Origin of the sequence: Nonomuraea sp. NPDC049158, assembly GCF_040648335.1 — a bacterium.
GTDB lineage: Bacteria > Actinomycetota > Actinomycetes > Streptosporangiales > Streptosporangiaceae > Nonomuraea.
In genome coordinates, this window is sequence record NZ_JBEZDM010000041.1 from 1 (window position 1) to 13912 (window position 13912).

12 protein-coding genes are annotated in these 13912 nt (G+C 70.4%); 7 read left to right on the top strand and 5 right to left on the bottom strand.

All coding sequences use genetic code 11. The features are described from left to right. Positions 1-567: 567 nt before the first annotated feature. Positions 568-1884, bottom strand: coding sequence for an MFS transporter (locus AB0B61_RS48375; protein ID WP_358447662.1), 1317 nt, complete (start codon positions 1882-1884; stop codon positions 568-570). A gap of 153 nt (positions 1885-2037) precedes the next feature. Here AB0B61_RS48375 and AB0B61_RS48380 point away from each other — a divergent pair, with 153 nt between their 5' ends. The 3 genes from AB0B61_RS48380 to AB0B61_RS48390 all read left to right on the top strand — a co-directional run bounded on the left by AB0B61_RS48380 (position 2038) and on the right by AB0B61_RS48390 (position 4133). Then, the gene (locus AB0B61_RS48380; RefSeq protein ID WP_358447663.1) at positions 2038-2547 is read left to right on the top strand and encodes a VOC family protein; all 510 of its coding nucleotides are present in this window, start codon (positions 2038-2040) and stop codon (positions 2545-2547) included. 55 nt (positions 2548-2602) lie between these two features. Then, a complete protein-coding gene (locus tag AB0B61_RS48385; RefSeq protein WP_358447665.1) occupies positions 2603-2845 on the top strand; it encodes a zinc ribbon domain-containing protein in 243 nt (80 codons plus the stop codon). Positions 2846-3224: 379 nt separating this feature from the next. Next, the gene (locus AB0B61_RS48390; RefSeq protein WP_358447667.1) at positions 3225-4133 is read left to right on the top strand and encodes a thiolase; all 909 of its coding nucleotides are present in this window, start codon (positions 3225-3227) and stop codon (positions 4131-4133) included. Positions 4134-4312: 179 nt separating this feature from the next. Here AB0B61_RS48390 and AB0B61_RS48395 read toward each other — a convergent pair whose 3' ends face one another. Then, on the bottom strand, positions 4313-6463 hold the full coding sequence (locus AB0B61_RS48395; RefSeq protein ID WP_358447668.1) for an acetate--CoA ligase family protein: 2151 nt from the start codon (positions 6461-6463) through the stop codon (positions 4313-4315). A gap of 1 nt (position 6464) precedes the next feature. After that, a complete protein-coding gene (locus tag AB0B61_RS48400) occupies positions 6465-7619 on the bottom strand; it encodes an acyl-CoA dehydrogenase family protein (RefSeq protein WP_358447669.1) in 1155 nt (384 codons plus the stop codon). A 101-nt stretch (positions 7620-7720) separates the two neighbouring features. Here AB0B61_RS48400 and AB0B61_RS48405 point away from each other — a divergent pair, with 101 nt between their 5' ends. Further along, positions 7721-8332: a helix-turn-helix domain-containing protein gene (locus AB0B61_RS48405; protein WP_358447670.1), complete on the top strand. Its 612-nt coding sequence runs from the start codon at positions 7721-7723 to the stop codon at positions 8330-8332. 27 nt (positions 8333-8359) lie between these two features. Here the strand turns inward: AB0B61_RS48405 and AB0B61_RS48410 are convergent, their stop codons facing one another. Next, complete coding sequence (locus tag AB0B61_RS48410) at positions 8360-9265, bottom strand: SDR family oxidoreductase (RefSeq protein ID WP_358447672.1); 906 nt, start codon at positions 9263-9265, stop codon at positions 8360-8362. A 70-nt stretch (positions 9266-9335) separates the two neighbouring features. Between AB0B61_RS48410 and AB0B61_RS48415 the strand changes: the two genes are divergently transcribed. The 3 genes from AB0B61_RS48415 (at position 9336) to AB0B61_RS48425 (ending at position 12408) form a co-directional block, all read left to right on the top strand. Next, complete coding sequence (locus AB0B61_RS48415) at positions 9336-10775, top strand: MFS transporter (protein ID WP_358447674.1); 1440 nt, start codon at positions 9336-9338, stop codon at positions 10773-10775. A 65-nt stretch (positions 10776-10840) separates the two neighbouring features. Then, positions 10841-11221, top strand: a complete 381-nt coding sequence (locus AB0B61_RS48420) for a thioesterase family protein (RefSeq protein WP_357644612.1) — start codon at positions 10841-10843, stop codon at positions 11219-11221. Then, a complete protein-coding gene (locus tag AB0B61_RS48425; RefSeq protein WP_358447676.1) occupies positions 11218-12408 on the top strand; it encodes an MFS transporter in 1191 nt (396 codons plus the stop codon). The genes AB0B61_RS48420 and AB0B61_RS48425 overlap by 4 nt, the downstream gene beginning before the upstream one ends. Here the strand turns inward: AB0B61_RS48425 and AB0B61_RS48430 are convergent. Further along, positions 12400-13908 carry an alpha-amylase family glycosyl hydrolase gene (locus tag AB0B61_RS48430; protein WP_358447678.1) on the bottom strand — a complete coding sequence of 503 codons (1509 nt, stop codon included), beginning with the start codon at positions 13906-13908 and terminating at the stop codon, positions 12400-12402. The two genes, AB0B61_RS48425 and AB0B61_RS48430, sit on opposite strands and share 9 nt — an antisense overlap. Positions 13909-13912: the final 4 nt, after the last annotated feature.

Sequence of the window (13912 nt, forward strand, 5' to 3'; positions counted from 1 at the left end):
TGCGGCGCCATGAAGCGATCGACGTCGGCGGGCAACCACACCCCGATTTTCACCCCAGCAGGGCAAGCGCGCAGCGCTAGGAAAGACTTTTACGGCAGGCCCGGTGGGCCCCACCCTGTGTGCGTGGCTGGGGTCTGTCCAGGGGCACGCTCCTCCGGTGGAGGTGGCTGAGCGCCGTGACGTGCGCACAGTTGGCCGTCTGGGTGCTACCCCGACCCCGTGGATGCGACGGCAGCCGTCTACGAGGCGGCAGACACCGGCATCCTGAGAGCGCGGCGACAACTCGGTCGTCTTCGGCCTCCCCTACTCGGCCACCCTTCGCCCCGGGGACGGCCATCTTGGGCCTCCCCGAACGCGGCCATCCCTGCGGCCCCAGGGCGGTTGTCCCTTGGCCCGCCGAGGGCGGCCAGACTTCGGTGCTCCTGAGCTCGGTCGTCTCTTCAGCCCGCCCAGGACGGTCGTGCCGTCGCCCCTCCCGAGCTCGGTCATCCCTGCCTCCGGCCCGCCCAGGGCGGTCAGCCTTCGGCCTCCCCTAGGGCGGTCAGCCTTCGGCCTCCCCTAGGGCGGTCAGCCTTCGGCCTCCCCCAGGGCGACGGTTACAGGGGTGCGGGCGGGGCGGCGCCATGGGCCGTTGAACAGGACGATTGCCGGGATGAACAAGATCAGGCAGCCGAGCGAGATGAACAGCCAGGTCTGCCAGTTCGTGGCTTCGACCACCCGCGGGATGATGACCAGCCCGATCACGGCGATGCCCTTGGTGAGGAACCCGAACAGCCCCCAGGCCGTGCCCTGCAGGCGCGGGTCGGCGTCCTCCGCGTCCTCCGAGTAGTTGGCCATCCAGGGTGCGTACGCCACCCCGAGCGAGCCGCCGAGCAGTGCGCCCACCAGCATGAGCGTGCCCGTCGAGACGCCTTCCTGCCCGAGTGAGACGGCGAGGTAGGCGGTGACGAGTACAGCGGCGATCGTGCCGCCCAGCGAGAACGGTTTGCGCAGCTGGGTCCGGTCCGAGAGGCGACCGGTGATGATCAGCGTGATCAGGTTCAGGCTCCAGAACGCCGCCATGATGGTGGACGCCTGGGCGGTGCTGATGCCGAGCGCCCCGACGAGCATCGTCTGCCCGAACAACGACAGCGTGATGTAGAGCACCAGCCAGAGTGAGATGCCCACCACGTGCGCCCAGATGTTGCGCCTGGCGAACAGCGAGCGGAGGCGGGCCGGCTGGCTCAGGTCGACCACCTGGGTGGCGGCCTGTTCGGTGTGCTGGATCCTGGCCCGCAGTTCGGGGGAGAGGTCGGCGATGTTGAAGGCGATGACGAACGAGATCACCAGCGAGAAGCAGCCCATGATGACGAACTGCGAGCGCCACGAGTCGTTGAAGATCGGCAGCGTCCAGCCCGCGATGGCCGCGGCCAGGAAGTTGGCGCCGACCGGTCCCCAGGTCCAGAAGCCGAACGCCTGTGCCCGGCCGAGCCGCGGCGAGAAGTCTCGTACCAGAGGCGCGGTGCTGGCCATGGCCACGCCGTCCACGAACGCCAGCAGGATGCGGGCCAGCAGCAGATCGCGCGGGCTGTGCACGAGTGTCATGACGAAGCAGCACGCGGCGGTCAGCATCATCAGGGGCACCAGCAGCCGTACCCGGCCGAGCCGGTCGGTGAGCCGTCCGCCCAGGATGGAGGCGATCGCCCCGGCGATGGCCGCGGCGCCCGACACGGCGCCGTAGGTGGCCAGCGTCATGTGCAGGTCCTTGAGCAGCAGCGGGACCACAGGCGCGATCTGCGCCTCATAGGAACCGATGAGGATGGCGAGCACGGCCATCGTGAGGATTTTCATGCGTCGGGCGCCGGTGGGGTACTCGTCGAGTTCGCGGACGTAGGACAGCCTCATGACTCGCCTCTCTCGTCGTACAGGCCCCCGTCATGAGTTCTAGAAGGTAGCTCTAGAATCCATTTCTGAAATGCTGCTCCTCACAACGCCCCACGTCAAGAGTGCGGGATGCTCCGCTAAGATCTAGAATCGAATTCTAGGAAGGGAGTCAGTGTGGACCTCGAACTGGACGGGCTAGAGGTGACCTTCGACCACACGGCCGTGGCGGCGCCCCGCATCCGGGACCTGCTGCCGATCTATCGCGACCTGCTCGGGGGACGCCATCTGGGCGGTGGTGGCGACAACCGTTCGAGTGGCTACCGCACCCTGCAGCTCACCTATGAGGGCGGCGGCAAGGTCGAGCTGATGGAGCCGCTGGCCGGGTCGGACTTCTTCGACAGCTTCTTCGAGCTGACCCGTGGCAGAGGCGGCGTCCACCACCTGAACTTCCACGTCAACGACCTCGACGCCGCCGTGGCCAGGCTGACCGAGCGCGGCTACCGGCTCCACGGCCTGAACGTCCGCGACCAGCGCTGGCGTGAGGTGTTCCTGCACCCCAAGGAGGCGCACGGCGTGCTGATCCAGCTCGCCCAGGCGGGACCTCGCGGCGCGGAGCCCCGATCGACACTGGACGACGTGCTCGACGGCCGCGGTCGCAACGGCAACGGGATCCCCAGCCCTTGAGGTTCGCCCGAATCTAAATCTAGAGTGTCATTCTAGAACTAGATTGGGGATGCCGATGAAGCCCGTACCGAGGCCCACGCCGGAGACGCAGCCCTTCTGGGACGGCACGGCGGCCGGAGAGCTCAGGATCCAGCGCTGCATGGCGTGCGCGCGGCACTACTTCTATCCACGGCCCGGCTGCCCGCACTGCGGCTCCGCCGACGTGGAGTGGGTGCGGGTCAGCGGCCGCGCGACCTTCTGCCGTGATGCGGGCCGGTGCTCCCGTCTTCAGGTCGGATGGTGTGGGGGGCGCGTGTGAGTGCCCTCTGGGGCGTGAGCGTGCAGTGATCGGAACTGCTTGCGACGGCTCAATTACGCACGGTAAGGTTTCCGTGATCGAACTGGCAAGCGATAACCAAGCTGGCCGTGAGATCGCTTCCTGGATTCATCGGTACGACGAGGCCGCCGGACGGGCGGTGACAGGACGTGGAGACTTGCCGGTAGGCGGGTTAGTGAAGCGTCAAGCATCCTGTTCCACAGCTCATGGCGCTTACGCGGCATGGACTGCTGCGTAAGCAGCACGGGAATCCCCGCCTCTTCAGGGCGAGGAGCACGTCAATCGTACGTGATCAACCACCATCCCACGCCCGGCCTCCCACACACTCGGCGTCACACCCGCCTGGCTCGACGGGACCGGCGTGGGCGGGTCGTCGTTCCTGTTCCATGTACGGCATGCGGCCGCGGCGATCCGCGCCGGGCTCTGCCACATCGTGTTGATCACCCACGGCGAGTCGGGACGGTCCCGGGTCGGCGCGGCGCGGTTCGGGCTGGGGGCCGACTCGCTGCTGGGGCAGTTCGAGCTGCCGTACGGGGTGGCGGGGCCGCCGACGCTGTTCACCCTGACGGCGCTGCGGTACATAAAGGAGACCGGGCTCACGCACGAGCAGCTCGCCGAGGTGGCGGTCGCGCAGCGGCGGTGGGCGCACCTCAATCCGCGCGCGATGTACCGGGAACTGATCACGGTCGAGGACGTGCTGGCGTCTCGGCTGGTGGCCTACCCGTTCCACCTGCTGGAATGCTGCCTGGTGACGGACGGGGGCGGCGCGCTGATCGTCACCTCCGAGGATCGGACCAGGCGCGACCCGGTGCACCTGCTCGGCTCGGGCGAGGCGGCCGACTCGCCGATCATCTCGCAGATGGAGGACTTCACCACGTCCAAGGCGTTCCGCCTGTCGGGGGAGTCGGCCTTCGCCGAGGCCAAGATCTCGCATGAGGATGTGGACCATCTGATGGTGTACGACGCGTTCGCGCATGTGCCGATCTACGGGCTGGAGGATCTGGGCTTCGCCGGGCGGGGAGAGGCGGGGGCGTTCATCGCCGAGGGGCACACGTCGCCGGGCGGTCGGCTGCCGCTCAACACCAACGGGGGCGGTCTCTCGTACACGCATACCGGGATGTACGGGATGTTCGCCATCCAGGAGGCGGTCCGGCAGCTCCGCGGAGAGGCCGCCGCCCAGGTGCCGGGGGCGGAGGTGAGCGTGGTGCTGGGCAACGGCGGCATGTTCGCCACCGCTGCCACGTTGGTCCTGTCGAACCGGCTGCCATGACGGACTCGACCCTGTCGAACCACCCGCTGTAAGGGGCCCTCGCGGTCTCATCCGGCCGCGGTGAGGGATCCCTCGCGGTGCCATCCGGCCGAGGCGACGTGGTCAAGACCATCTGGCTGGGCGTGCTCAGGGACCCCTGCGGTGCCATCCGCCTGCCCTGACGGGCGCCTGCGGTCCCGTCAGGGGCGCCACGTCACCAGCGCGTCCAGAGCCTCCACGCGGGACCCCCTGACCAGCAGCGGGTTGATCTCCAGCGACTCCAGGCGGTCACCCAGTGACTCCGCGAACGCCGCCACCCGCGCCACCACCTCGGCCACCGCGTCGAGGTCGGCGGGCTCGCCGCCCCTGACGCCACGCAGCAACGCGGCCCCGCGCAACTCCGTCAGCGCCTCCCGTACCGAACGGGCGTCCACCGGCAGGATCCGCAGGGCCGTGTCGCGCAGCACCTCCACCCAGATCCCGCCCAGTCCCACGGCCAGAGTCAGGCCCCAGGCGGGATCTCGCACGACGCCCACCAGCAACTCCACCCCGCCGTCGCGCTGCGGCTGCACCAGGGCGGCCGCCTCCCCGCCCAGCGCGGCGACCACGTCGCGGTAGGCCAGCCGTACCTCGTCGGGAGAGGAGAGCCCGAGCCGTACGCCGCCGACGTCGCTCTTGTGGCCCAAACCCTCGGCAGCGGTCTTGAGCACCACTGGGAACCCGAACCGCTCAGCCGCCGCGACCGCCGCCACCTCATCGCCCACCAGCTCCGACGGCACCACGGGCACCCCCGCCGAGGTCAGCAGGGCAGCGGCGCGATGCTCCCCCCACACCCCGACCGCCCCGACCAAGGCCGCCTCCGCACGCGAGATGGCCGGGGCAGGCGCGCCCGTCAAGGCCGCCTCCTCACTCGCGACGGCAGCCGCTCCGCCCGAGACCGGGTCCGCGAGAGCGAGGGCGCGGGTGTGGGCCGCTGACCAGCGCACGGCCGCGCCGATCGCGGACATCCCATGCTCGATCCCGCCCACCACGTACGGAAACCCGGTCTCCCCCTGCACCGCCCGCCCGAACTCCGTGATGTCCGTCAGCACGTTGCTCACCACCACGACCGGCACCGGCGACTCGGCGATCCGCCGGGCGCTGGCCGCGTACAGCGCGAAGACCGGAGCGGGATCGGGCGGCGCGACCCGAGGCGGCTCCGACAGCAGCATGACCAGGTCGATCCCCGGATCGGTCGTCACCGCTTCCAGAGCCCGGCCCAGCAGCGTCCGGTCGATCAGCACATAACCGGTCACGTCCAGCGGGTTCTGCACGGTGCCGAAGGACGGGACGATCTCCGCCAGTCGCGCCACCGTCGACGGCGCGAACGGCGGCAGCTCCAGACCCTCGTCCTCGGCCCGGTCGGCGATGATCTCCGACGCGCCGCCCGACGGCGTGACGACGCCGACGCGCCGCCCGGGCAGCGGTCCCACGGAGGCGAGCAGCCCCGCCGTGATGACCAGGTCCTCCAGGGACCGGACCCGGATCACGCCGAGCTGCCGCAGGGCGGCGTCGATGACGTCGTCGTCCCCGACCAGCGCGCCGGTGTGGGCCTGCGCCGTGTGGGAGGCGAGCCGGCTGCGGCCGATCTTCAGCGCCACGATCGGCTTGCCCGCCAGCAGCGCCCGCCTGGCGACGCGGGAGAACTCGGCCGGATCGCGGATCGTCTCCAGGAACAGCGCGATCACCTTCGTGGCGGGATCGTCCACGAGATGGTCGACCACGTCGGTGACGCTCACGACCGACTCGTTGCCCATCGAGGTCAGCAGGCTGATGCCGACGTTGCGGGCCTGCGCGAAGCCGAGCACGGAGCTGGCCAGCGCGCCGCTCTGCAGCACCACGCCCACCGATCCGCGCAGCAGCGGCTGGGGGATGGGCAGTCCGTACGGGGTGATGCCGGCGGCGGCGTTGATGTAGCCGTTCCCGTTCGGCCCCAGGATCGTCAGATCATTTTCCGCAGCAAAAGCCGAAATTTCCGACTCCAGCCGTGCGCCCTCGACACCCGCCTCCCCGAAGCCCGCCGTCAGGATCACATAACACCGGATCCCCAGCTTGGCCCCCTCCCGCAGCACCCCCAGCACCGCCGCCGTCGGCACCATGACATAGGCCAGATCGACCGGCGCGGGCACCTCGGCCAGGCTCCGGTGAGCGGGCGCGCCGTGCACGGTCCCGCCACGCGGATTGACCAGGTGCACGGGCCCGGCGAAGCCGTACGTACGCAGGTTGAGCAGTGTGCTGATCGACCACCCCGACTTGTCGGTGGCGCCGACCAGCGCGATGGATCCCGGGTTGAACAGCGCCTCGACCGACATGTCACTCCCCGATGGTGCCCAGACGGGCGTGGCCCTTGATCAGATTGCGGGCGATCGTACGGCGCTGGATCTCGTCGGTGCCCTCGAAGATGCGCAGCAGGCGCAGCTCGCGATACCAGCGTTCGATCGGCAGCTCCTTGGTGTAGCCCATGCCGCCGTGGATCTGCAGCACCCGGTCCACGACCTGGTTGGCCATGACCGCGCCGTTGAGCTTGGCGATCGAGGCGGCGTGCCGGGCGTCCAGGCCCTCCTGCACCCGCCAGGCCGCGTACAGGGTCAGCCACTTGGCCGCCTCGATCTCCACCTGCGAGTCGGCGATCATCCACTGGATCGCCTGGTACTCGGAGATCGTCTGCCCCATCGACTTGCGGATCTTGGCGTAGTCGATGGCCATCCCCAGCATGCGCTCGGCCGAGCCGATGGCCCGCGCCGGGATCATGTAGCGGCCCTGGCCGATCCACTGCATGGCCAGCTCGAAGCCCTTGCCCAGCTCGCCGAGGATGTTCTCCTCGGGCACCCGGACGTCCTGGAACACCAGCGCCGCCGGACCCCACTCGCCCATGGTCGGGATCGGCTCGGACGTCCAGCCCATGTCGCGGTCGACCAGGAAACAGGTCACGCCGTACGGCTCGGCCACGGCGAACACCATGACGAAGTCGGCCTCGCTGCCGCCGGTGATGAACGTCTTCTCGCCGTTGACGATCCACTCGGCGCCGTCGCGGACCGCCCGGGTGCGGATGTTGCGCGCGTCGGAGCCCGCCCCCGGCTCGGTGATCGCGAAGCAGGAGCGGCGCTCGCCCTCGATCGTCGGGAGCAGGTAACGCGCCTGCTGCTCGGGGGTGCCCGCGTAGAGGATGTTGTCGGCGCTGCCGCCGAACATGAACGGGGCGAAGGTCCTGCCCAGCTCCATGACGATGATCGCGGACATGACCGGGCCCAGCGCGGCTCCGCCGTACTCCTCGGGGGTGTTGATCCCCCAGAAGCCCATCTTCCGCGCCCTGGCCCGCAGGTCGCGGAGGACCTCCGGGGCGAGCGCCGGGCGGCCCTCGCGCTCGTTGCGCAGCACCTCCGGCTCCAGCGGCATGATCTCCTTCTCGACGAAGGAGCGTACGGTGTCGCGGATCTGACGCTCCTCGGCGCTGAGCGAGAAGTCCATGACCGCCTCCCCAATTTCTAGAACGTTCCTCTAGGAAGCCAGCCGAGGCGCGTTTCTGTCAAGAATCTAATTCTAGAATTCGCCCCGGTACGATAGGACCCATGGCACGGAAGTCGTCGTGGGAGTGGAGCCGTACGGCCCAGACCCGCCAGAGCATGCTGACGGCGGCTCGCGAGGTCTTCAGCGAGCATGGTTTCGCCGAGTCGAACGTCTCCGAGGTCGTGGCCCGCGCGGGCTCCAGCGTAGGCAGCCTCTACCACCACTTCGGCGGCAAGACCGAGCTGTTCCTCGCCCTCTACGAGGACCACCAGGCGGCGCACGAGGAGGCCGCGGCCGCCAGCGTGTCGCGGGCCAAGCAGGCAGGCGTCCACGACCCCGTCGAGCTGCTCATCGCCGGGGCGCGGGCCTACCTCGCGGGCGCGTGGGAGCGGCGCGACCTGGTCCGGCTGTTCATCGACGGCGACGGGCCGCCGGGCTTCGAGCTGGTCCGCCGCACCCGGGGCCGGGAGTGGGTGCGCCAGAACGCCGTGCTGCTCGGTGCGGGCGCCGACCCGCTCGACCGGTTCACCGTCGCCGCGCTGACCAGCATCATCGGCGAGGCGGCCCGCGAGGTCGCCACCAGTGACACCGAGGACGCCGCCCGCGAGGTGATCGAGGCGGCGATGACGCTGATCCGCCGCCTCGACCCGCTCAGGGTGCTGGCAGAGGGCTGATCACCCCGACCTCGCGACGCGCACCGGTCAGCTCTCCCGTCCAGGGATCTGGCCGTTGGTCAGCGCGTTGGCCGGGGCCTTGTCGACCAGGGCCGGGATGACCGCGCCCAGCTCGGCCGGGTCCCACCGGCCGCCCTTGTCGACGGCCGGACCGGCGTGCCAGCCCTCGGCCACGCTGATCACCCCCGCCCGTACGTTGAACACCCGCCCGGTGATCCCCCTGGCCTCGGCGCTGGACAGCCAGACCACCAGCGGCGCGATGTCGTCGGGGTCGGCGCTCGATGAGCCGGCGCCGGTCGGGACGAGGTTCTCCGTCATACGGGTGAGCGCCGCCGGGGCGATCGCGTTCACGGTCACGCCGTAGCGCTCCAGCTCCTTGGCCGCGATGACCGTCAGGCCCGCGATGCCGGCCTTCGCGGCGCCATAGTTGCCCTGCCCCGGGTTGCCGTAGATGCCGGAGGACGAGGTGGTGTTGATGATCCGCGCGTCCACCCGCTCCCCGGCCTTCGCCTTGGCCCGCCAGTAGGCCGCCGCGTGCCGCAGCGGCGCGAACGTCCCGCGCAGGTGCACCCTGATGACCGCGTCCCACTCCTCGGCCGTCATGTTGACCAGCATCCGGTCGCGCAGGATGCCCGCGTTGTTGACCAGCGCGTGCAGGTCGCCGAAGCGGTCGACGGCCGCCTGGATCAGCCGGGCCGCCCCGTCGAAGTCGGAGACGTCCTCGCCGTTGACGATCGCCTCCCCGCCCAGCGCCTCGATCTCCTCGACCACCGCGGCGGCGGCGTCCGACGAGCCCGTGCCGTCGACCTCCGCGCCCAGGTCGTTGACCACGACCTTCGCGCCCTGCCGGGCGAACTCGAGCGCGTGACCGCGCCCGATGCCCCTGGCCGCGCCCGTGACGATCACCACGCGACCCTCGACGATCCCGCTCATGCCGCACCTCCTTGACTGCCTGCCGATGCGAACTAGATTCTAGTATTGAAATCTAGAAAGGACAGGCCCCGTGGTGACGGTAGTCGAGGAACGGGAGCAGGTCCGGCACGCCTGGCGCACCCTGTCGGTGGTGAGCCTGGCCAGCGTCCTCACCGGGCTCGGCGGCAGCGCGATCAACGTCGCCCTGCCCGAGATCGCCAGGAGCACCCACGCCGACGCCACGGCCGCGAGCTGGATCCTGCTCGGCTTCCAGCTGACCAACACCGTGCTCATGGTGGTCTTCGGCCGGCTGGCCGACATGTTCGGGCGGCGCGTGCTCTACCTCTGCGGGCTGGGCACCTACACGCTCGCGGCGCTGCTGGCCGGACTGTCGCCGGACGCCTGGACGATCGTCGCCCTGCGGGTCTTACAGGCCGCCGGCGCCGCCATGCTGCTGACCAACAGCGCCGCCCTGGTCACGGACGCCTTCCCCCGCTCGCGGCTCGGCGAGGGGATGGGCGTCTATGTCGCCTCGTTCTCGATCGCCCAGCTCGCCGGGCCCACGCTCGGCGGCTTCCTGGCCGAGCAGCTCGGCTGGCGCTGGGTGTTCTGGTACAACGTGCCGCTCGGCCTGGCCTGCCTGGTGTGGGGCGCGATCGTGCTGCGACGGGTCGAGCCCGCCGGCCGCGATCGCGGTCTCGACCTGCCGGGCAACGTGCTCGTCCTGGTCACCCTGGGCGGGCTGCTGCTCGCGCTGTCGGAGGTGACCAGGCTCGGCTGGGCCCACCCGCTGATCCTCGCCGGGCTGGCCGCCTTCGCGCTGGGGCTGCCGCTGTTCGTGGTCAGGGAGCTCAGGGCCACCCATCCGGTCGTGGACATCGGCCTGTTCCGGGACCGAGGCTTCGCCTTCGGCACGCTGGCGTCCTTCCTCAACTCCGTCGCGCGCGTCGGGCTGGTGTTCCTCCTGGCGCTCTACTTCCAGGCCGTGCGCGGGGACGACCCGGTGCGGGCCGGGCTGAAGGTGCTGCCGCTGGCCGCCGCGGGGATGATCGGCTCGGCGGGCTCGGGCCTGCTGCAGCGCCGAATGAGCCCGCGCACGCTCGCGGTCGCCGGGGCCGCCACCACCACCGCCGGGCTGTTACTCCTGCTCTGCACGATCTCGTCGAGCGTCCCGTACGCCACGGTCGCGCTCGCGCTGGTGCTCATCGGACTCGGCTCCGGGGTGTTCCTGCCCTCCAACACCACCGCGATCCTGGACGGACTGCCCTCGAACCGGCTGGGCATCGTCAACGCGATGCGGCTCATGCTGCAGAACACCGGCGTGGTCGTGGGCACCGCGCTGACGCTGTCCATCATCACCGCGCCGCTGCCCGCCGCCCTGCACGACCGGGTCTTCGCCGGCACGCTCTCGGCGGTCTCCGGTCTCGCGGTCGAACAGCTCGTCACCGGCTACCGGTGGGCGCTCGGCTGCACGGTCGTGATCTCGGTCCTGACCGTGCTGGCCTGTACGGCCCGGAGCAAGGCCACCTGACCGAGACGGGTACGGTGGCCTGCGTGGTTGAACATTCCCTGGCCCAACGGCATATCTTCCCCCGAATGGTGAGATTTGCGGACATCGACTCACTTGGGCATGTGAACAACGTCCGCTTCTTCGACTATCTGGAGGACGCCCGGCTGGGGATGCTCCACATCGATCCGTACAAGGCGGGTGACGCCCCCTTCAACGGCCTCGTCGTCTCCCGGCACGAGATCGACTACCTGCGCCCGCTCGGCTTCCGCCCCGAGCCGGTCCGGGTGGAGACCTGGGTGACCGAGATCAGGCCGGTCCGCTTCACGCTGGAGTACGAGATCCGCGACGACGAGGAGCTGTTCGTCCGGGCCACCTCGGTGATCGTCGCCTACGACGTCGAACGTGCCGCGCCACGCAGGCTCACCTCCGACGAACTCGGCTACCTGCGGCGGTTCATGTCGGCATGAAGCGCTGGCTGATGCTTGGTCTGGGGGTCAACGCGCACGCCTGCGTCACGCTGGGGCTGTTCGGGCTGCCGCTCGTCATGCCGGATATCCAGCGATATTTCGGTGTCTCGCTGCCGGTCGCCGGGGTCATCGGCAACGCTCCCGGCTTCGGCATCCTGCTGTCCCTGGTCGCCTGGGGCATGCTGGCCGACCGGCGGGGCGAGCGGCTGGTGCTCGGCGTCGGCGTCGGGCTGGCCGCCGTGCTGTTCGCCGCCCTGGCCTTCGTGACCGAGATCTGGGCGGTGGTCCCGCTGCTCGCCCTGGCCGGGGCGGCGGGGTCGGCGGCCATGGTCGGCGGCGGCCGGATCGTGCTGCGCTGGTTCGAGCCGCCGGAGCGCGGCGTCGCGATGGGCCTGCGCCAGGTCTCCTACACCCTCGGCATGGCCGTCGCCGCGTTCGTCCTGCCGCCGATCGCGCGGGCCCACGGCATCGCGGGCGTGTTCATCGTCTGCGCCGGAGTCAGCCTGCTCGCCGCCGTCCTGGCCGCCCTCTTCCTGGCCGAGCCGCCGCACGCGATCTCGGGCGCCCGTACGGCACCGGCCGCCTCGCCGTACCGGCAGCCCGCGCTCTGGCGGGTGCACGCGACCAGCGCGCTGCACGTGGTGCCCCAGATCGTCGTCAGCACGTACGGCGTGGCCTGCCTGGTCGGCGTCTACGGCTGGGACGGCGTACGGGCGGGACAGCTCTTCGGCGTGGCGGCCATCGGCGGCGCGGCGGTGCGCATCGCGGTCGGCCGCTGGTCCGACCGGAGCGGCCTGCGGATGGCGCCGCTGCGGCTGCTGACGTTCGGCTCGCTGGCCGTGCTGGCCCTGCTGGTGCTGGGCACGGTCACCGCGTCCTGGCTCGGCCCGGCCATGCTGGCGCTGGCCGCGGTGATCACTGTGGCGGGGAACGGGCTCGCCTACCTCTCGGCGGGCGAGCTCGCCGGCCCCGGATGGGCGGGACGGGTGCTGGGCACCCACAACACCATCCAGAACGTCGTCTCCCTCGGCGTCACGCCGCTGGCCGGGCTGCTGATCACGGCCACGGGCTACTGGGCCGGATTCGCGGCGGGGCTGGCGTGCGCGCTGATCTCGCTGCCCGTCATCCCCACCCGCGGCGAACGCCACGCCACCGCGGAGCCGGAGGAGGCCCGCCCGTCAGGGTGACGTACGTAGCCAGACGGCGGTGTCGGGCGGCAGCAGGTCGCCGTCGAGCGGCCCGCTGGGCAGCAGAACCCCGCCGTGCGACGGCAGCCGCACCGGCTCGGTGCCGCAGTTGAGGGCGCAGATCAAGGACCCGCGGGTGAAGAAGAGCGCGCCTTCCGGGGAGTCCAGCCACTCCAGCGTGTAGGGCAGCGACGCCACCAGCTCACGGCGGCAGGCCAGGGCCCGGCGGTAGAAGGACAGGGTCGATCCCGGATCGGCGGCCTGGGTCGCCGCGCTGAGCGCCGCGAACGCGGCCGGCTGCGGCAGCCACGGCGCCACCCCGTCGGGGGAGAACCCGTACGATCCGCCGTCGGCCGACCACGGCAGCGGCACCCGGCAGCCGTCGCGGCCGACCAGTTCGCCCTTCGACTGGATGAAGACCGGGTCCTGCCGCGCCTCCGGGGGAAGATCCTTCACCTCGGGGAGGCCAAGTTCCTCCCCCTGGTAGAGATATGCCGACCCGGGGAGGGCCAGCATGGTGAGCAATGCCGCCTTGGCCCGCATCAGTCCGGTGCCCGGATCGGCGGTGTCGTAGCGGGTGCGGTGCCGTACGACATCGTGGTTGGACAGCACCCACGTGGCGAACGGGACCGCGGCCAGCGTGTCGTCGATGACCTTCTTGAACGCGGTCGGCGACCAGGGCGCCTGGAGCCAGGCGAAGTTGAAGCTCTGCTGCAACTCGTCGGGGCGCACGTAGAGCGCCAGATCCTCGGAGCTGTCCGTCCACACCTCGCCCACCGCCATGCGCTCGCCGGGATAGCCGTCGAGCAGCTTGCGCCAGGACCGGTAGACCTCGTGCACCTCCGGCTGGCCCCAGATCGGGGAGACCGACTTGAACGACTGGTCCTGGATGTCGGGCAGCCCCCACGCCTTGTACAGGCCCATCGCCACGTCGATGCGGAACCCGTCGACCCCCCGGTCGAGCCAGAAGCGCAGGATGTCGAGGAACTCCTGGTGGATCTCGGGGTTGCGCCAGTTGAAGTCCGGCTGGCCGGGGGCGAACAGGTGCAGGTAATACTGCCCGTCCGGCAGCTTCGTCCAGGCCGGTCCGCTGAAGGTGGACTGCCAGTTGTTCGGCTCGGCGCGGAAGATGTAGCGGTCGCGGTGCTCGCCGCGCAGCGCGGCCTGGAACCAGGGGTGCTCCGAGGAGCTGTGGTTGGGCACCACGTCCACGAGGACCTTCAGCCCGAGCCGGTGCGCGTCCGCGACCAGTGACTCGAAGTCGTCCAGCGTCCCGAACAGCGGGTCGACGCCGCGATAGTCGGCCACGTCGTAGCCGCCGTCGGCCATCGGTGAGGGATAGAAGGGGGTCAGCCAGATCGCGTCGACGCCGAGCTCCGCCAGGTATGACAGGCGCTCACGCACTCCGGCCAGATCGCCGACGCCATCTCCTGAGGCGTCGGCGAAGCTGCGAACATAGATCTCGTAGACGACGGCATCACGCCACCAGGGGATGTCCATGGGG

Bases quoted from the DNA above. Each gene is read 5' to 3' on its own strand.
- AB0B61_RS48375 (WP_358447662.1), bottom strand. From the start codon at position 1,884: ATGAGGCTGTCCTACGTCCGCGAACTCGACGAGTACCCCACCGGCGCC.
- AB0B61_RS48385 (WP_358447665.1), top strand. From the start codon at position 2,603: ATGAAGCCCGTACCGAGGCCCACGCCGGAGACGCAGCCCTTCTGGGAC.
- AB0B61_RS48395 (WP_358447668.1), bottom strand. From the start codon at position 6,463: ATGTCGGTCGAGGCGCTGTTCAACCCGGGATCCATCGCGCTGGTCGGC.
- AB0B61_RS48400 (WP_358447669.1), bottom strand. From the start codon at position 7,619: ATGGACTTCTCGCTCAGCGCCGAGGAGCGTCAGATCCGCGACACCGTA.
- AB0B61_RS48405 (WP_358447670.1), top strand. From the start codon at position 7,721: ATGGCACGGAAGTCGTCGTGGGAGTGGAGCCGTACGGCCCAGACCCGC.
- AB0B61_RS48410 (WP_358447672.1), bottom strand. From the start codon at position 9,265: ATGAGCGGGATCGTCGAGGGTCGCGTGGTGATCGTCACGGGCGCGGCC.
- AB0B61_RS48420 (WP_357644612.1), top strand. From the start codon at position 10,841: ATGGTGAGATTTGCGGACATCGACTCACTTGGGCATGTGAACAACGTC.
- AB0B61_RS48425 (WP_358447676.1), top strand. From the start codon at position 11,218: ATGAAGCGCTGGCTGATGCTTGGTCTGGGGGTCAACGCGCACGCCTGC.
- AB0B61_RS48430 (WP_358447678.1), bottom strand. From the start codon at position 13,908: ATGGACATCCCCTGGTGGCGTGATGCCGTCGTCTACGAGATCTATGTT.